Here is an 18,107-nt window from a genome sequence, read left to right as displayed (position 1 = left end):
AACGCAAGAATAATCATTCGTTGACGCTTGATAATATCAACTAAATAGGTTAATAATAGAGGTAGCAACTTGTCATCTTCCTTTCTTTTGGGGAAATAGTGCGGTGTCGTTATCATCACTATTGACCAAAAATTGGGGGGTGGCAAGTTGTTTTTGTCGTTAACCCCGTTAAATCAACGAAAAAATACAAAATTGAACGTCTGGCAGAGCTAAACTTTGACAGTACGCATAATCAGGATGAGGTGATTGTATGGCGATCCAGTATACTAAATTATTTAAACTCCTTGAGGAGCGAGACATCCTAAGAACTGAATTACAAAAGGGGATAGGGATTTCCTCGGCAACGATGGCAAAGCTGACCAAGAATGAGCCGGTTTCCTTAAAAGTCATCGAGGACATCTGCAAATTTCTGCATTGCCAGCCGGGAGATATCATGGCGATGGAACAGCGGTCGGAACGGCCATTGCTGAAGCTTTTGAGGGAAGAAAAAGAAATGAAGTTGAAGGGCGGACTGTATCATCAGACCCAAATCAAACTTGCCTATAACTCAAATCGGATAGAAGGAAGCATCCTATCGGAAGAGCAGACGCGCTATATTTACGAAACGAATACAATTGCAATGCCGAAGGAAGAAGCTACTCCTGTCGATGACATCATCGAAACAATCAACCATTTCCAATGCTTTGATTATATGATTGACGTGGCGGATCAGGAATTGACGGAGAATATGATCAAAGCCTTCCATCGCTTGCTCAAATCGAACACTTCCGACAGCAGAAAGGAATGGTTCAAAGTTGGGGATTATAAAGCAAAACCGAATATGGTCGGCGACAACCGAACCGTCTCCCCATCAAAAGTGAAGGGTGAGATGGCCAAGTTGCTGGCAGATTATGCCTCTCTGGAGACCGTACAATTCGAGGACATCATTGCATTTCATCATCAGTTCGAATCGATCCATCCATTTCAGGACGGCAATGGCAGAGTTGGACGGATCATTCTGTTCAAGGAATGTTTGCGCTGGGGAATTGTGCCTTTTGTCATCGATGAACGTCACAAACTGTTTTATTACCGCGGCCTGAAGCAATTTGAAACTGCAAAAGGGTATTTGATGGATACGTGCTACTCAGCGCAGGATGAATACAAAAAGCTGGTTGATTATTTTATGGAGGAATAGTCTCAATGAGCCATGTTTTGTTGTGCCATTTCCCGCACATCCAAATTATTTTTGAAAAAACATTTGACTTCACGTTAAGGTTAAGTCGTAGAATCAACTTAAGCGCACTGCTTAGAGATTAAACGACCATAATCATGAATAATTTGGAGGAAATGATATGACAGAGCATACTTACAGAACTTTTATACTCAGCGACAAGGTAACGGTTGAGCAAGTCACTTTTAAAAACCGCTACGGCATAACCGTTGCAGCGGATTTATACTTATCTAAGGACATCGACACATCCCAAAAATATCCTGCACTTATCGTCGGCACCCCTTATGGCGGCGTCAAGGAGCAAGGCGCAGGGATCTATGCGCAGAATATGGCGGAACGCGGATTTGCAGCAATCGCGTTCGATGAATCACACAACGGAGAAAGCGGTGGCGCGCCAAGACACGTATCATCTCCGGACATCTTTGCCGAAGACTTCAGCGCTGCCGTCGATTACATCGGCACGCGTCCATTTGTGGAAAGGGACAAAATCGGTGTGATTGGCATCTGCGGCAGCGGCGGGTTTGCAGTGACAGCGGCGCAGGTCGACACGCGGATCAAAGCAGTTGCGACAGTGAGCATGTACGATATGAGCCGGGTGATGCGCTACGGTTGGGCAGACAGCATGACGGATGAGCAACGCACACAGCTTTTTGACCAACTGGGTGAGCAACGTTGGAAAGATTTCCAGGGCAATGAACCGGAATTGACGCCTACTTTCCCAAGCGAGCCTGTGGATTCTATCCCTGAAGGAATGGATCCGATCAGCAGTGAATCCTTCGGCTATTATGCGATGAAACGCGGATTCCACCCGAATTCGATCGGCGCGTTCACGAAAACGAGCGCCATGGATTTCATGAACTTCCCGTTGATGAACTACATCCAGACGATTTCTCCTAGACCGATCCTGTTCATCATCGGTGAGCATGCGCATTCGAGATATTTCAGCGAGGATGCCTACAAAATGGCGGCCGAACCGAAGGAACTGTTTGAAATTGCCAGCGCCGGCCACGTGGATCTGTACGACAGAACGGATCTGATTCCGTTCGATAAACTGGAGTCGTTCTTTACGGAAAATCTGTAAAAAAGATGTGGTTCAGATGAAAAATCCTAAACAAGTTGATTTTATTTTTGCATTCGCATTTTGTGCGGTTTTGCTGTTCGGCTGCACCAATAGTCCGCCGTCGAATGACGCCGGACTTGTTGCAGAAACAGACCAAATGCTCACCGAATCCAGCCCACAAGAAAGGGATGACGCCATGCCAATGGTGACGATTCAAGTCGGAAACACCCGTTATGCTGTGTCGCTGAATGACAATGCGACAACGCAGGCACTGACCCAAAAGTTGCCGATGACTCTAAAAATGGATGAACTGAATGGGAATGAAAAATTTCATTATCTTTTGGAGACCTTGCCAACGGACTCTCAACGAGTCGGCAGAATCAAAGCCGGGGATGTGATGTTGTACGGTTCCGACTGTCTGGTGATTTTCTACAAAGATTTTTCGACCTCCTACAGCTACACGCCAATCGGGAGGATTGAAGACCCATCTGGACTTGCCCAAGCGCTGGGACGAGGGAGTGTCGAGGTCACATTCAGCAACCGATAACAGAATCAAGCGAGAGATGGGTTTTGAACCATTTCTCGCTTTTTACTTTGTTGAGCTGGAATTCCACCAACTGTTCATTACCTATCATTCCGATGTCGGAATGATATTGCTTTTCAACACTAGGAAGCATAAAATGGAGTTGAGGTGAGCGATTATGGTATACATCAGCACAAAAGAAGCAAGCAACAATTGGGACATAAGCGAACGCAGGATTCGGGGACTTTGCCAAGAAGGCCGGATTGAAGGGGTAGTCAAAATTGGTCGGAACTGGGCAATCCCTGTTGATGCGCATAAACCTGTGGATGCAAGGCAAAGTGAACAAAAAAAGTATCTCGGCTTGGGATACGATTTCAGCCAAATCGATACGGCGATGGATACCATCAATAGACACAGACCGTTTTCAAAGGGATTGGCGGATTCCCTCCATGAAAAACTGATCGTTGAGTGGACTTACAACAGCAATGCGATCGAAGGGAACACACTGACCATGTCAGAAACGAAAGTCGTTCTCGAAGGGATAACGATAGGCGGAAAAAGCCTGGTCGAACATCTGGAAATCATCAATCACCGCGACGCCATTCTTTTCATCGAACAACTTGTTTCTGAAAAAGAACCGCTCTCCGAATGGAACATCAAGAACATTCATGCGCTGGTTCTGAAGCAAATTGATAATCAAAATGCGGGGAAATATCGGAGCGAGAATGTGGTGATCAGTGGTGCAAAGCATATTCCGCCGAAACATTATCAAATAAGCGAATATATGCAAAAATTGATTGCCGAATATCAGAACGAATGGCTTGTGTATCACCCCGTTGTGCGGGCGACTTTACTGCATGGCGAATTCGTGAAAATTCACCCGTTCATTGACGGAAACGGCAGGACATCACGGTTGTTGTTGAACTTTGAACTTATGAAATCCGGCTATCCACCAATCATCATCAAAAACGAAAACCGTGCTGACTATTATAAGGTGCTTGATCACGCCCACACGACCATGGATTACGGACCTTTCATAAAATTGGTAGCGGAACTCGTGATTGAGTCGGAAAAATTGTGGTTAATGGTTCTGGAATGACAGAGCGGTTTTGTTCGAAAGGAAGGGAAGAAAATGCCTGATAAATTAACAAGTCTGGGATTCACGGACAGGTTCGCGCAGGAGGCGACCCTTAATCCGGATCTGCATCCGGCAAGAGTCATCGTGCAATACAAGGAATTGTATCGGGTTGCGACCGCAGAATCGGAGATGCTGGCCGAAATATCCGAGAAAATGCGCCATGCTGCAGTCGATATGTCGGACTATCCGGCAGTCGGCGACTTTGTGATGATCGACCGGAACGAGGGAAGCCAGGACCATGCCATCATCCACCACACTTTGACAAGGAAAAGCGTCTTTATCCGGAAAGCAGCCGGAAAAGCGCATGACGTTCAGGTTGTTGCCGCGAACATCGACATTGTCTTCATCTGCATGTCGCTCAACAATGATTTTAATCTGCGGAGGCTGGAACGCTACTTGGCGATTGCGTGGGACAGCGGTGCAACGCCTGTGGTTGTGCTGACGAAAGCGGATCTGTGCGCGGATATCCCGGAAAAGCTGCGTGAAATTGAGACGATTGCTTTCGGGATCGATGTGCTGGTCACGTCGAGCCTGAGCGAGGACGGATACACGGCCGTCCTGAAATACATCACACTGGGCCAGACCGTTGTTTTCATCGGTTCATCCGGTGTGGGAAAGTCAACCTTGATCAACCGGATCCTTGGGGAAGAACTGAACGAAACGCGGGAAATCAGAAGAGATGACAAAGGCCGGCATGCCACCACAAACCGGGAACTGTTCCTCATTCCGACGGGCGGCTGCATCATCGACACGCCGGGCATGCGCGAACTCGGTTTGGAGAGCGCGAACCTGGCGAGGACGTTCGTCGACATCGATGAATTGGCGGCACAATGCAAATTCAAAGATTGCAAGCATGAAAACGAGCCGGGCTGCATGGTCAGGAAGGCCATAGAGGATGGCATACTGACCGAAGAACGGCTGCAGAGCTACCTAAAGCTGAAGAAGGAAGCCAAATACGAGGGTATGAATTCCAAACAGATCGAAAAAGAGAAAATCAGTACGATGTTTTCTGATTTCGGCGGCATCAAGAACGCTAGGAAATTCGCTAAGTCAAAAAATAAGGAAAAATAAAAGTTGGAGGAATTGCAATGAAATTAGGTATCATCATCGAAACGAAAGAATACGAAAAATCTTGGAACGCCATGAGGTTCGCCGTAACCGCGAAGAAGACTGGACATGAAGTGAAAGTTTTCCTGATGGGCGAAGCCGTCGAAATCGAAAATATGACCCACGAAACATACGATGTGGCCGCACAAGTGCAAGCTTTTGACGAACTGGATGGCGAGATATTGGCTTGCGGCACGTGCCTGAAGTCGCGCAACATGGAAGGCTCGGACGTTTGCCCGATCAGCACTATGATCGATTGCGTCCAGATGGTCGAATGGGCGGACAAGGTCGTTACTTTCTAAAAAAATGAGTGTAATAAAAACGCTTCTGCACATTATGCACCCATTAATGTGCAGAAGCTCTTTGCCTTCAATACGAATTCAACTCTGTATTCTGCCTATTCCACTTCACTTCTACATAATTTACGCGTATAATTATGTAGAAGCGTAAACTTTTAGGCAGAAAGGGAACCACTCATGCGAAAATTTGATTATTCAATAATCCCGGATGAATTGATGAATCATGAAATTATGAATCTGATTTCTGCGATTCACGAGTATAAAGGAAAACAAGAGCTATTTATTGAGGCAAAGTCGGATGTTTTAGAGTCAATGATTGAAATAGCAAAAATCCAAAGCACTGGAGCATCCAATAGGATTGAGGGTATCTATACATCTGATGAACGTTTGGATGCGTTGGTAAAGGAAAAAGCGGAGCCGCGTAACCGATCAGAGAGAGAAATTGCTGGTTATCATGAAGTACTGGGTCTGATTCATGAAAGCTACGATTACATAGTTCCACGTGCTAATGTTATCTTACAGCTGCATAGAGACCTTTACCATTTCAGTCCACTATCTCACGGTGGTAATTTCAAAGGGTCGGATAATGTCATTACTGAAACAGATGCTAGCGGACAAAAAAAAGTTCGCTTTCAGCCCATGTCAGCATTTGAAACCCCAGATGGAATAGACCGACTCACTGATACGTTCATCGAAGCGATCAACACTGAAAAATATGATCCCTTACTGTTGATTCCGATGTTCATCTTGGATTTTCTTTGCATTCACCCATTCAGCGATGGCAATGGACGAATGAGCCGCCTATTGACATTGTTGCTCTTATACAGGTCCGGATATATTGTAGGGAAGTATATCAGTATAGAAATGATAATCGAAAAAACAAAGGAAACGTACTATGAGGTTTTAAAAGACAGCTCAACGGATTGGTATGAAGAAAAGAATAATTATTTACCATTTGTTAAGTATTACCTCGAAGTTATTTTAAGTGCTTCTAAAGAATTTTCGGCTCGTCTGGAGTTGATGCAAAATCGCAGCCTTTCCAAACCGGAACGCATCCGTTCGCTGTTTGATAATACACTTGAGAAGCTTTCAAAACGCATGATTTTAGAAAAATGTCCGGACATCAGCAAGGCTACAGTAGAAATAACGTTGGCCACTCTGCTGAAAGAGGGCTACATCATTAAGATAGGTGCGGGTAAAAATACAGCCTATATCCGTAATACGGAATATCAAAATGATAGCAGGGATTGAATCATTTTTTAATCAATTGAGAGAGTGTGAAATATTACAATGACAATAAAAGCTGTATTTGACTATGACAGTGACGAAAATTTTTTCTTTATAGTCGGCTGCACTTCCGGTGGAGCTCCTTACGGCATCACGTGGGAACAAGCTGAGGAAGACGGACTTTTGGACTTCGAGGAAAGGACTGCATCCAATCAGGACTTTCCTTTTTAAGAGAGGGTGGCTACGGTGAATATCAATAATTTCCAAAAATACATCAACCAAACCATTTTGGGCAGAGGCTATGATTACTACATGCGCGGCCATGTAGATGAGGAATATGTCCGTAAAGGAAACACCTATATTTTTCTGGTGGAAGGAAGCGAAGTGTACGAGGTTTCAGTGGAGCTTGATGACTCGGGAGAGCTCATCCATGCCGAATGCGATTGTCCTTATGACCTAGGTCCCATCTGCAAACACGAAGCAGCGGTGTTTTTTCAACTCGCCGAAATCATCAACGACGGGGACGTCAAATGGGACATTAAGGAAGCGCAGACTGAGCAACCGGGAATCAAAGAGGTTCTGAATAAACTGCCTAAAGAGGAACTGATCAGGATCATAATGGAAATCGTCCCTAAAAACGACACTTTGGAAGAGAGTCTGATTCTAAGATACTCTGATGGGAACAAAGAACAGGAAATTAAACAGGTTGCCAAGCTTATCCGACGTATCGTGAATAAGTATGCCGGCAGAGGTGGGTTTATAGCCTACGGAGAAATCAGCGATTATGTGGAAGAGATGGTCGGTATTTTGGAAAAAGCCAGGCATACAGCGGATCGCTTACTGGCCTTGGAAATCATTATCCTGGTCCTGCATGAGGCAATGGAAGCTTTCCAATACGCTGACGATTCCGATGGAGAAATCGGTGGTTTGGCTTTGGACTGCATTGAGTTGATGGAAGATCTTGTCCTCGTGGAAAAATTTTCCGACAGTTCCTTAAAGCGAAAGTTGTTCAATAGACTGCTGGAAGACAGCAATGACCACGCCTATGATGATTGGCAAGAATACACAATCGATATTCTCAGAGTGTGCGCGGAAGTCGCGGATACAGAAGCGTTGCGAGTACTGCTCAGAGCGAGGGTAATGGCCTATCTGGACAAATCTGAAACTGATGGCTTCAGCACCTATTATGCAGCGCCCTTGCTGCAAATCCTGCACAGGTTGATTGTCCTCTATGGAACGGATGCTGAGGCGTTACAATTCGAGGAGGAGAACAGCACACACGCATCCTTCCGGGAAATGTTGATCGAGAGAGCCAAAAAGGAAAACAACTTCGAAAAAGTCATAAAATTGGCAATGGATGGGGAAAAACAAGATGATTACTATGCGGGCAGAAAGCCAAAATGGAAAGAAATCCGCTATGATGCCTACAAAAAATTATCCTTAAAGGCTGAACAGGCGCGTTTAGCTAAGGAACTGCTCTTTGACGGCCAGTTTGAATACTATCAGGAACTCAAGGATCTGAACACTGGGGACGAAAAAGAATTTTATGATGAGTTGAAGACAAAATTGAAAAAGGATAGCCGTTGGCAAGCGAAGAAAATGTATGTAAATCTCATTGAACAGGAAGAAGACACGGAGGAAATCATGGCGTACGTCAGGGAGAATCCTCATTACATCGTAAGGTATGCAGAGCTTTTGAAAGACAATTATGCGGATGAAGTGGATGTGCTCTATTCGAATCACATAAGATCCGCTGCCCATTCATCCTCAAAAAGGAGTGCCTACCAAGATGTCTGCGGTCTCATCAGACGATACAAAAACATCATCGGCAAAGACAATGCCGCAGAATTGGTGAACGAATTGCTCGTCCTCTATAAGAAAAAGCGAGCTTTTGTGGATGAACTGAGCAAGTTGGATTAATTTGTTCTGAATCCAAGCTATTTCCACCAGCAACTTTTTAGAAAAAGATCGAACTCCCCTAACTCTCCAAGAACTATTTAGGAGAGTTTTTTTGATTCGGAAAGTGGTAAAATGAAGTCAGATAATGAAAGGGGTTACTTTGCGACGGATGATTTTTAACTCTGATGGAATAGCCGAATGGAGGGAACCTAATGAAAACCAGCATTTTTTCCAGCAACAAACTGTTCAAGTGGGGTACGATCATCGGTTTGGCGATCCTTGTGGTAGTAGCTGTCATGTTTATTTTGTCTGCACTCGGGATCACTTCTGACTTCAAGGTGAAGGAAACATTGACGATGGAAGAGGCGGGTGTGCTTGAAAACGGAGTTCTGAACAACGGCTGGGTTGCGGAAACCCAAGAGTATATCTTTTATATCGACCCCGGCGCCGGTGAAATGTCCCCGGGTTCTCCGGTAGGCAGTCTGATCAGAAGGAACCGGGATTGGAGCGGCCGCGTCGAACTGACGGATACTCCTGTCAGCTATCTATCGGTAACGGAAGACTGGGTCTACTATTCGGATAGAGCCGACAATAGTCATCTTTACCGGATGAAGGCGGACGGAACCGAAAAAAGCTTGGTTATCTCCGAGACGGTATATTCCTGCGCGCTTGCAGACGATGCGATCTATTACACTACCCTCGAGGGGCTGTTCCGAAGCGATTTGGATGGTGCAACGCAAACTCAACTTCAGACAGAAGGTGGAGTTCCTACCATTGTCGGTGATTGGGTCTATTATGCCGAGGACAAACAATCCTTATCACGCATCAAGACGGACGGCAGCATGAATCAGCAGCTGCTGTCGGATTATGAAGATTACTACTTGAATGAAGAGAGCATCTTTTACATCATGCTGACCGAAACGGAAGACGAGAGCCTATTCACTTTGACGCTGCATCAAATGGACGATACTGGTGCGGAAGCAACTGGAATTCTGTCTATAGAAGATGTTGTAACGGCGCAGTTGGACGGCGGCTACCTGTATTATCAGTTGGGAAAAGGCCAGGGTAGACTGGAAAAAGGTTTGTATCGAGTCAATTTGGACGGTTCGGGAACCGAAAGGGTAAATGACATCATGATCTGGCAACTGGACCATATCTTGGGCGATTGGATGTACATTCTCCAATACAGCGGTGAACACTACCGCATCAAGCTGGATGGCTCGGCGGCTGTATTGTTTGAATGACAACCCGAAGGCGCCAACGCGCTTTCAAAAAGAGATGATTTCGTATGTTGGGCGCAATCATCGGGGACATTATCGGCTCCCGTTTCGAGTGGCATAATCACAGGGACAAGCATTTTGAACGGTTCACGGAAGCGTGCCGGATGACGGACGACAGCATCATGACACTAGTGGTAGCCAAGGCGCTGATGGAAACGAAGAAAACCTGCCAGATGCAGCATTCTATCTTTCAGAAGAATAAGGAGGAAATAATCATGAAAATGCAGTTTTGGTCCAAAACGACAACCGGGAAATGGGCAGCGGGTTTGACTTTAGCATTCATCGTGCTGATGGCCATCAAAATGGTCGGGCTTGGTGCTGCAATCAGATTGCCTCTGCCGACACCTGCTCTTGCGTTGATGGGACTGGTCGGCTTCATCATGGGGCTGATAGCCATTATCAAATACAAGGACAGAGCCTTGCTGACGTTGTTGTCTATTCCGGTCGGACTTGTGATCATTTTATGGACACTCGCTGAAATTGCTTTCCCGCACTGACGCATCGTTGCCCGAACATCAACTGTGTAAAGACGTCCTTAGTCAGGGCGTCTTCTTTATTTGCCATTTGCATTGTCTTGCGTAGGGTATCTACGCGGTATTCGCGTTATAATGAGGTTGGGAAATAGCGGTTACAAAAAGGGCGTAGTTGGCTCTGTCAATTTGCGGGATACTTAATCAGGGAATGAGGTGGAGTTTTTGGACTCAATAAATGAATATATCAAGGAATATGCTGCACAGTTAAGCAAAGGACGGATTCAGAAAGCCTACAAAGGAATCATGACTTTTATGTCAGAACTCCGCTCCTATCTGGAAAGCAAGTACCCAGATTATACTGCTGGTAATTTATATTTTGGTTACATGGATATGACGTATTTTGCTTTTACGCCTGCTGATTTGAAAAATAAAAAGCTGAAAATTGCCGTAGTTTATTTGCATGAAAAAGGCGTTTTCGAAGTTTGGTTGGCTGGGAATAACAGAAAAATTCAAGCTGAGTATATCGCGTTGATGAGCAGTGATAATATTGGTAAATATAAATTATCACAGGTTATTCCGGGAGTTGATTCCATTATAGAATCAACTCTGGTTGAGAAGCCGGATTTTGACCATCCAGAGGAACTCAAGAAGCAGATTGAAAAGAAGACGATGGAATTTATAAAGGATATCACTTCTATACTGGATGAACCTCAAGGAGTATTATAAGCGGATATAAGGAAAGGAGCTGGATGACATATGAACAAAAAGTCTGGAATCATTAAGGAAGGATTGCTTGTTACAATAGCGAGCTTACTTACTTTGGCAGTTGCCTTTATGCTGTATTTTCTGATCTTCATGGTTTTTGAATCCTTTGCAAATCAGGATGGTTCCTATGGATTTGTGTCATCTCTGCGTGTTGGGTATGGGATTCTTTGGCTTGGTCTATGTTTGATCGTATATCGTACGACTCTATCCGATTGGCTTAAAGCCAGTGTGCTGACTGCTTCACTTACCACTTTTATGGTCGGAATTGGTGTGCAATTGTACAAAAGTCCCATTGTAGTGGGGTTGGTCCTATTATTAGTTGCTTCAATAAGTGTATTTCTGCTTCATAAAATGAAGCAGAAATGGTATCACTACTATGCTGTTGCACTTTCCATCCTTGCCGCATTGTTTTATTTATAACTGATTTGAACGATTAAGGGAGGAAAAATGAAATGCCCGGTCCATTAGATTTCAAAAAAGAATCCAAGAACCTCTACCAACCCAAGACTATCCCTGTGATCGTCGATGTGCCGAAAATGACATTCATCATGGTTGACGGCAAGGGGAACCCCAATGATGAATCGGGGGAATACGCGAAAGCAATCGAAATGCTTTACGGGCTGTCCTACACCATCAAAATGAGCAGCAGAAGCGGCAATGCCCCGGCGGATTTCTTCGAATATGTCGTTCCGCCATTGGAAGGCTTATGGTGGACGGAGATTGATCGCCCCTTTGACACGAGCCAAAAGGACAAATTGATCTGGACAGCGATGATCCGGCAGCCGGAATTTGTAACCGATGAAGTATTCCGATGGGCCGTTGAGGAATTGAAGAAAAAGAAACCGGAACTTGACCTCGCCAAGGCAAGGTTAGCGGAGTTCACGGAAGGGCTTTGCGTTCAGATGATGCATATGGGTCCCTACGATACGGAAGCAGTGACGGTCAAGGCTATCTACGATTTTGCTGCGGCTAATGGATACATCAATGCCATTTCGGAAATGAGTCCGGACGGCATAATCCGAAGGCACCATGAAATTTACTTGAATGATCCGCGCAGAGTCGCTCCGGAAAAGATGAAGACAGTCGTCCGCCATCCGATCAGGAAATAAAAGTAGAAAACGTGGAAAAGTAATTTTCGGAAATAAAACGCTTCCCTTGAAGTGCACTCCAAGGTGTATACTTCTGTTTGTAATGCGAGTGGCGCCATTTTGATACTCTAAAAAGGCGCAGTGATCAAAATAAACAGCTTCGGAAAGGAAGAAAAAAATATGACAACATGGTTGATTACAGGCTGCTCCAGCGGCATCGGCAGAGGGATCGCAAAAGCAGTTTTAAAACATGGGGATAATGCAGTCGTAACTGCAAGGAACGTTGCGACGGTGATGAATATCATCGAAGATTATCCCGACACTGCTATCGCGGTGCCTCTGGATATCACAAATATAGAAAGTATCGCGGACGCCGTAAAAGCGGCAGCGGATAATTTTGGTGGGGTGGACATTCTGGTGAACAATGCAGGATACGGCTACCGCTCGTCCGTCGAAGAAGGCGAGGAAGAAAGTGTGAATCTGTTGTTCAATACGAACTTCTTCGGCCCGATTGAATTGATCAAGCAAGTCTTACCTTACATGCGGGCGCAGAAAAACGGCGCCATCCTCAATGTTTCCTCGATCGCTGCTGCCCGCTCAGGTGTCGGCTCCGGCTATTATGCATCATCCAAGGCCGCTTTGGAATTGATGACGGACGGACTGATGAAGGAAGTCGCACCGTTGGGGATCAAAGTGATGACCGTGGAACCTGGTGCTTTCCGGACCAAATTCTACGACACTTCCCTGAAAGGGACCCAGAAGCAGATCGAAGATTATGCCGATACCGCTTGGAAAACTCGAAAAGAGAACATCGTTGACAACCAGGACCAGCCCGGCGATCCGGACAAAGCGGGAGAAGTCATCTACGAAACTATGAAGAAAGAAAAACTTCCGAAACGGTTGTTGCTTGGTTCGGATGCGGTGAAAATCGTATCCGCAGAGATGAAAGAAAGGTTGCAGGAAATCGAAGATTGGAGTGCCATCAGTAAACAGACAGACTACTGAATTGGGTTGATTGAAAATGTAAGAACATAGCAATGATGTAAGACTGTGTAGATGGCCTTATAAGCCTGATCCGCAGTCTTATTTGTCTGAAGTGGTACCTACGGAGAAACTCAAAGCCAATCCTCTTGCAAAAGCGAATTACTTGTAATAAAATACATGTATGTGCATACATTTCGGATAAATCGAGCATTATGCTTGGGAATTTCCGGCAAGCTCGGTAGAATGAAATAAAGCAATCCAAGAGGAGAGAAAAATATGTCAACAATGAACAGCAAACTGACTTTCAAACGCGGCCTTGAGTTAAAGAACCGCATCATGATGGCACCGATGACGACGAAAATGAGTTTTTATGATGGGGTAGTGACATCCGACGAAATCAATTACTATGCGCTTCGTTCCGGTGAAATAGGTGCGGTCATCACAGGCGCTGCAAATGTTCAGAACGACGGTAAAGGCTGGGAAGGCGAATTGAGCGTCGCTTCCGATGTGTTCATTCCGGGTTTGAGTAAATTGGCTGCAGCCATCAAGAAAAATGGCACCAAAGCCATCCTGCAGATTTTCCACGGTGGCCGCATGACGGATTCAAGCGTGTTGCGGGGTGTTCAGCCAGTAGCGCCAAGTGCGATTGCTGCCGAAAGACCGAATGCCGAAACGCCAAGAGCATTGGCAGATGACGAAATACTTGATCTGATCGAAAATTTTAAAGCCGCGACTCGCCGCGCGATTGAAGCCGGGTTTGACGGTGTGGAACTGCATGGTGCAAATACTTATTTGTTGCAACAATTCTTCTCGCCGCACTCCAACCGCAGAGACGACGAATGGGGTGGCACGCTGGAAAAACGGTTCAGTTTCATCGACAAATTGGTTGATGAAGTGACAGCAACCGTGGATGAATTAGGCGCCGAGAATTTTATCGTTGGCTACCGCTTTTCCCCTGAAGAATATGAAAATCCTGGCATCCGCTTTACAGATACACTATTCCTTGTGGACCAATTGGCCGGTAAAGGCTTGGATTATCTGCATATTTCCTTGAGAGATAGCCAGCTGGTTTCTGTTTCTGAGGATCATAAAGAGAAAAGCATGATGGCGTACATCCATGAACAAATTAACGGACGCGTGCCGTTGGTCGGCGTCGGCGATGTCCGCACTAGCGAAGATGCGGAGCACGTATTGGAAAATTCGGAGCTTGTTGCTGTTGGACGTGCTTTGTTGATCGATCCGCATTGGGGCGCGAAAGCCCTTGATAAAAAAGACGATCTGATCCGCCAAGAAATATCCAACTACGACCGCGAAGAACTGTTCCTTGCGAACGGCGTCTGGGGTTTCATGGAATTCATGATGCCGGACCGTTTGGAGAAATAAATTCAAAAGTGCCATCAAGCACTTTATAGGCCGGTTTAATTGCGGTTCGGTAAGACAATAAACAAAGAGAAAGGCCATACAGGCCTACTGAAAATTAATGGGCTCCTTTGGGAAAATGGATTCATCTATTTGTTCCACTTGAGGTCCTTATAAATTACGGGAAGTAGCATGTGTGTACAACAGATTTAAAACGATAAAAAGCAACTAGAAACCGGTATTCAACTGTGTTTTTAGCTGCTTTTTTTTGTTAACTGTCAAAGTCTGTAAAAACAACAATAGAGATACTAAATGGCAAGTTTATAATATGCTATAATACATGGTATAAACTTGATGAAAATGTAATACTACATTTTCAAAGAATAAATTAAAAATGATAGAATAGACTACTTAGGTGCTAAAGTGGTCATATGAGTTTAATTGAATATCAAAGGTCATTGTATAGAAGACGTTATGTACAATGATTTTAGATTTAACAATGTTAGTTTTCAGTACTGAAGATTATCATATCGGAGTCAAATCTTAGTTTGAACCAAACTAATAAGCAATTTTTAACTACAACTCTCAAAGTTGCTGGATATTTCCAATAACAAGTGCAAAGGTATATGTTATATAAGAAATATGGATAGTATTATAAATTATTATACCGAAAGGAAAATAAACATTATGTATGAGAAGCTTATTTTTAAGGAATTTGAATATTTGGAAAAAGATAATCATGTTGTTATATTGGGAGATTCTATTGAAGTAATGCAACATATGAAGTCTGAATCAGTTGACCTTATTTTTGCAGATGAACCTTATAATATAGGGAAAGACTTTGGGAATAACAAAGATTCTTGGAATTCAACAGTTGAATATATTGAATGGAATAAAAAGTGGATTCATGAGGCCATGCGGATATTGAAGACTGATGGGACAATGTATTTAATGACAGCTACTCAATTTATGCCATATATTGATGTCTTCATTCAAGAAAATTACCATGTATTGAGTAGGATTATTTGGTCATACGATTCATCTGGCGTTCAATCAAAAAAAATGTATGGCTCCTTGTATGAGCCAATTTTAATGATTACTAAGTCTGCAAAATCTAACTATACATTTAACTCTCAAGATATTTTGGTTGAGGCTAAAACTGGGGCTCAAAGGGGCCTGATTGATTACAGAAAAAGTCCACCGCAACCTTATAACACTACCAAAGTTCCAGGAAATGTTTGGGAGTTTCCTCGCGTTCGTTTTAGAATGAACGAATATGAAAATCATCCAACCCAAAAACCTGAATCATTACTTGAGAGAATTATCAAAGCTTCTTCAAATGAAGGGGATATCGTATTCGATCCATTTGGAGGAAGTTTTTCAACAGCTGCAACTGCTAAGAAGCTTAACAGAAAATCCATTTCTATTGATCTTAATCCTGAATATTTCAAAATAGGTTTAAGACGATTAGGGATTACCCACGAATATAATGGAGAGAATTTAGAAAAGAAAAAGAAGCGAAAAACAACCAATAAATCAAAGAAAGACCACGATTTGAAAAATGAAAGTACTTCAGATCAGATGGAGCTGAAAGTGTAATGGTAAAAATTAAAATCGAAGAATATATTGCTGAAATATTAAAACAACACTACAATGATGAGTGGGAAATTATTTTTAAACAGTCTGACCTATTGAAATATTTAAATTTGAAAAGTGGCGCAATTCATGGGAATTCCAAAACAAGAAGATCTTTGGCCAATTGGTATGCTATATATTCAATCCTAACTTTTTACGTCGATGATGGGTTCGTGGGGAGGAAAAAAAGGTACTTAGAATTTGACGGCTATCAATTCACCAAATTATTTATTTTTCAAAGAACTCAATATGGTGGGTCAAAACTACAAAATCATGGATTTAATTCTAGAACAAATAATGAATTTTCGAATAAAATTAGCCGTGATATATTAAGACCTCTGATTGTGAGTAATGGTGGGAAATATATGATTCATCCGGACTATTTATATGTGAATGAAATAGATATTGTACCAGCAGTTATTGATATTATTAAAGAATATCAATCTATTTTGTATACTAAGGATAGTGAGTTTGCAGGGCTACTTGAGGAGTTAAAAGATTATAGCGTTACACGCGACAAAAAAGATACCCTGCAATCTTTTCTAACAGACGATTCAGAAGCAAGAATTTTTGAAATTATATCCTATGCTATTTTAGAAACTCATTATAAAAATCAAAAAATTTATTTCGGCTTGACTAAAACAGATTTGAAGGAAGAGTATTTACAGCTATATAAGACTGGTAGAACAAATGCAAATGACGGTGGAATCGACTTTGTAATGAGACCCTTAGGAAGATTTTTCCAGGTAACAGAGGTTGATAGTTATGGGAAATACTTCTTGGATATGGAAAAAGTCAATCATTTTCCAATTACATTCGTCATAAAAACTCACGAAAGCTCGGAGAAAATTTTTCAGGATTTACTTGACTATGGAACAGCAAAATCAGGTGGACTAAGAGTATTAGAAAAATTATATCACGACTCGATTGAAGAAGTTATCACGATAAATGAATTAACTGAATGGCTAGATGAATTAAATGATGCAGATATTCATTTTCTCATTGAAGAGATTGATAGATATTTCAAAATGGAAATGAATATTTCTGAAGAAGAATAATTGGTATTTTTGGTAGGAAAATGAATGCTTGTTTCCCTTTTCTGAAGGTACTGTAGAAAAGAAGCAAGCTTCACCTGATCCCCAGCCGCTGATATACCTCATAGCTATAATTTTGAAACGGGGTGCCCGCATCATTTGGTTGAGTACGTGTGTGGACATCGAAACATCAATTAGTTCTTTTTCCAGATTCATCTAGCCACCATTTTTATGAAGTTCTTCGAGGGCGGTTGAATTCACTTCCAGTAACTATTATTTATTTCGGGTCTCTACAAGATGCCGCAATGCACATGTATTCCAGCCCCCTTTTTTTGTATATTTTAAGGTTACTCATCATAAAATATATACATTCGTATGCAATGCAAATTCAAAGTAAAAGTGATAGAAACATTATGAGATTAATGTTTCTATCACTTTTTCATCGATTAAACTATAAAAATTCGGGAAGAACTTCTGCATCGTCTTTTTGTGGGGCTAACAATATAATAGAAGCAACCAACTAATAATAACGTACATTATTAAGAAGAATAAGTCGCGTTTTTGGATTAAGTAAAGGATTTAACAATCATTCATTTATCCATTTGCCCTTATAGTCACTTTCGTTTGTATATATTAAAGTCTCAACTTTCGCACTTGAAAAACCTATTTAATGTCTACTGAATAATTAACAAACCTTATCGCAACAGCGTTTTTAGCTGTTTTTTGGTATAATAGATGCATGGATTCCAGAGGGAAATACCAAAAACCCGTGCACTTTTTTCAAAAATGATACAAAGAGGCGATGAAAATGTACAAAAAGCAGACGAATCGGCAATTAACCATTTATGACTTCGATCAGCCATTGGGCCTTACGATGAACCCAGAAAACCGTTGGGTCAAAAAAGCAGATTCGATTCCCTGGTCAGTCATTGAAGATAAGTACGCTGCTCTGTTCAGCAGTGACAGAGGAAACATCGCCAAACCGGTAAGGATGGCACTAGGTGCCTTGATTATTCAAAGTGAATT

General features: G+C 43.0%; 18 protein-coding genes and 1 pseudogene. All 19 read left to right on the top strand.

Features of this window, described 5'->3' with window-relative positions:
* The first annotated feature begins 250 nt into the window (after positions 1-250).
* Positions 251-1,174: a Fic family protein gene (locus tag BMZ71_RS12355; RefSeq protein ID WP_086990579.1), complete on the top strand. Its 924-nt coding sequence runs from the start codon at positions 251-253 to the stop codon at positions 1,172-1,174.
* A 157-nt stretch (positions 1,175-1,331) separates the two neighbouring features.
* Positions 1,332-2,291, top strand: coding sequence for an alpha/beta hydrolase (locus BMZ71_RS12350; protein ID WP_086990577.1), 960 nt, complete (start codon positions 1,332-1,334; stop codon positions 2,289-2,291).
* Between the two features lie 16 nt (positions 2,292-2,307).
* Complete coding sequence (locus BMZ71_RS12345) at positions 2,308-2,817, top strand: cyclophilin-like fold protein (protein WP_245734438.1); 510 nt, start codon at positions 2,308-2,310, stop codon at positions 2,815-2,817.
* A gap of 154 nt (positions 2,818-2,971) precedes the next feature.
* On the top strand, positions 2,972-3,892 hold the full coding sequence (locus BMZ71_RS12340) for a Fic family protein (RefSeq protein ID WP_086990575.1): 921 nt from the start codon (positions 2,972-2,974) through the stop codon (positions 3,890-3,892).
* A gap of 33 nt (positions 3,893-3,925) precedes the next feature.
* The gene (gene rsgA / locus BMZ71_RS12335) at positions 3,926-5,002 is read left to right on the top strand and encodes a ribosome small subunit-dependent GTPase A (RefSeq protein WP_086990573.1); all 1,077 of its coding nucleotides are present in this window, start codon (positions 3,926-3,928) and stop codon (positions 5,000-5,002) included.
* A gap of 17 nt (positions 5,003-5,019) precedes the next feature.
* Entirely contained in the window at positions 5,020-5,340 is a 321-nt protein-coding gene (locus tag BMZ71_RS12330) for a DsrE family protein (protein ID WP_086990571.1), read from the top strand.
* A gap of 174 nt (positions 5,341-5,514) precedes the next feature.
* Positions 5,515-6,588, top strand: a complete 1,074-nt coding sequence (locus tag BMZ71_RS12325; RefSeq protein WP_086990569.1) for a Fic family protein — start codon at positions 5,515-5,517, stop codon at positions 6,586-6,588.
* Positions 6,589-6,627: 39 nt separating this feature from the next.
* Positions 6,628-6,795 carry a hypothetical protein gene (locus tag BMZ71_RS14980; RefSeq protein WP_177187615.1) on the top strand — a complete coding sequence of 56 codons (168 nt, stop codon included), beginning with the start codon at positions 6,628-6,630 and terminating at the stop codon, positions 6,793-6,795.
* A 15-nt stretch (positions 6,796-6,810) separates the two neighbouring features.
* Positions 6,811-8,484, top strand: coding sequence for an SWIM zinc finger family protein (locus BMZ71_RS12320; RefSeq protein WP_086990567.1), 1,674 nt, complete (start codon positions 6,811-6,813; stop codon positions 8,482-8,484).
* A gap of 191 nt (positions 8,485-8,675) precedes the next feature.
* Positions 8,676-9,707 (top strand): DUF5050 domain-containing protein, encoded by a 1,032-nt coding sequence (locus BMZ71_RS12315; RefSeq protein WP_086990565.1) that lies wholly within the window; start codon positions 8,676-8,678, stop codon positions 9,705-9,707.
* A gap of 44 nt (positions 9,708-9,751) precedes the next feature.
* Positions 9,752-10,240, top strand: coding sequence for a hypothetical protein (locus tag BMZ71_RS15155; RefSeq protein WP_218142825.1), 489 nt, complete (start codon positions 9,752-9,754; stop codon positions 10,238-10,240).
* A gap of 198 nt (positions 10,241-10,438) precedes the next feature.
* A complete protein-coding gene (locus tag BMZ71_RS12300) occupies positions 10,439-10,942 on the top strand; it encodes a DUF7000 family protein (protein ID WP_086990563.1) in 504 nt (167 codons plus the stop codon).
* Between the two features lie 30 nt (positions 10,943-10,972).
* Positions 10,973-11,401 carry a hypothetical protein gene (locus tag BMZ71_RS12295; RefSeq protein WP_086990561.1) on the top strand — a complete coding sequence of 143 codons (429 nt, stop codon included), beginning with the start codon at positions 10,973-10,975 and terminating at the stop codon, positions 11,399-11,401.
* Positions 11,402-11,433: 32 nt separating this feature from the next.
* Positions 11,434-12,090 (top strand): GyrI-like domain-containing protein, encoded by a 657-nt coding sequence (locus BMZ71_RS12290; RefSeq protein ID WP_086990559.1) that lies wholly within the window; start codon positions 11,434-11,436, stop codon positions 12,088-12,090.
* Positions 12,091-12,249: 159 nt separating this feature from the next.
* Complete coding sequence (locus BMZ71_RS12285) at positions 12,250-13,074, top strand: oxidoreductase (RefSeq protein WP_086990581.1); 825 nt, start codon at positions 12,250-12,252, stop codon at positions 13,072-13,074.
* Positions 13,075-13,329: 255 nt separating this feature from the next.
* Entirely contained in the window at positions 13,330-14,436 is a 1,107-nt protein-coding gene (locus BMZ71_RS12280) for an NADH-dependent flavin oxidoreductase (protein WP_086990557.1), read from the top strand.
* 663 nt (positions 14,437-15,099) lie between these two features.
* Complete coding sequence (gene yhdJ / locus BMZ71_RS12275; protein WP_086990555.1) at positions 15,100-16,011, top strand: adenine-specific DNA-methyltransferase; 912 nt, start codon at positions 15,100-15,102, stop codon at positions 16,009-16,011.
* Positions 16,011-17,105: a restriction endonuclease gene (locus BMZ71_RS12270; protein ID WP_086990553.1), complete on the top strand. Its 1,095-nt coding sequence runs from the start codon at positions 16,011-16,013 to the stop codon at positions 17,103-17,105. Before yhdJ ends, BMZ71_RS12270 begins: the two co-directional genes overlap by 1 nt.
* Before the next feature lie 784 nt (positions 17,106-17,889).
* Positions 17,890-18,107: pseudogene (locus BMZ71_RS12265) on the top strand (IS5/IS1182 family transposase); the annotation flags it as partial.

The organism is Trichococcus flocculiformis (assembly GCF_900113645.1).
GTDB classification, from domain to species: Bacteria; Bacillota; Bacilli; order Lactobacillales; family Aerococcaceae; genus Trichococcus; species Trichococcus flocculiformis.
Note: the sequence above shows the minus strand (reverse complement) of the source record. Positions and strands in the feature narration are given on the sequence as shown.

Coding starts and splice junctions, on each gene's coding strand:
- BMZ71_RS12355 (WP_086990579.1), top strand. CDS start 251: ATGGCGATCCAGTATACTAAATTATTTAAACTCCTTGAGGAGCGAGAC.
- BMZ71_RS12350 (WP_086990577.1), top strand. CDS start 1,332: ATGACAGAGCATACTTACAGAACTTTTATACTCAGCGACAAGGTAACG.
- BMZ71_RS12345 (WP_245734438.1), top strand. CDS start 2,308: ATGAAAAATCCTAAACAAGTTGATTTTATTTTTGCATTCGCATTTTGT.
- BMZ71_RS12340 (WP_086990575.1), top strand. CDS start 2,972: ATGGTATACATCAGCACAAAAGAAGCAAGCAACAATTGGGACATAAGC.
- rsgA (WP_086990573.1), top strand. CDS start 3,926: ATGCCTGATAAATTAACAAGTCTGGGATTCACGGACAGGTTCGCGCAG.
- BMZ71_RS12330 (WP_086990571.1), top strand. CDS start 5,020: ATGAAATTAGGTATCATCATCGAAACGAAAGAATACGAAAAATCTTGG.
- BMZ71_RS12325 (WP_086990569.1), top strand. CDS start 5,515: ATGCGAAAATTTGATTATTCAATAATCCCGGATGAATTGATGAATCAT.
- BMZ71_RS14980 (WP_177187615.1), top strand. CDS start 6,628: ATGACAATAAAAGCTGTATTTGACTATGACAGTGACGAAAATTTTTTC.
- BMZ71_RS12315 (WP_086990565.1), top strand. CDS start 8,676: ATGAAAACCAGCATTTTTTCCAGCAACAAACTGTTCAAGTGGGGTACG.
- BMZ71_RS15155 (WP_218142825.1), top strand. CDS start 9,752: ATGTTGGGCGCAATCATCGGGGACATTATCGGCTCCCGTTTCGAGTGG.
- BMZ71_RS12295 (WP_086990561.1), top strand. CDS start 10,973: ATGAACAAAAAGTCTGGAATCATTAAGGAAGGATTGCTTGTTACAATA.
- BMZ71_RS12290 (WP_086990559.1), top strand. CDS start 11,434: ATGCCCGGTCCATTAGATTTCAAAAAAGAATCCAAGAACCTCTACCAA.
- BMZ71_RS12285 (WP_086990581.1), top strand. CDS start 12,250: ATGACAACATGGTTGATTACAGGCTGCTCCAGCGGCATCGGCAGAGGG.
- BMZ71_RS12280 (WP_086990557.1), top strand. CDS start 13,330: ATGTCAACAATGAACAGCAAACTGACTTTCAAACGCGGCCTTGAGTTA.
- yhdJ (WP_086990555.1), top strand. CDS start 15,100: ATGTATGAGAAGCTTATTTTTAAGGAATTTGAATATTTGGAAAAAGAT.
- BMZ71_RS12270 (WP_086990553.1), top strand. CDS start 16,011: ATGGTAAAAATTAAAATCGAAGAATATATTGCTGAAATATTAAAACAA.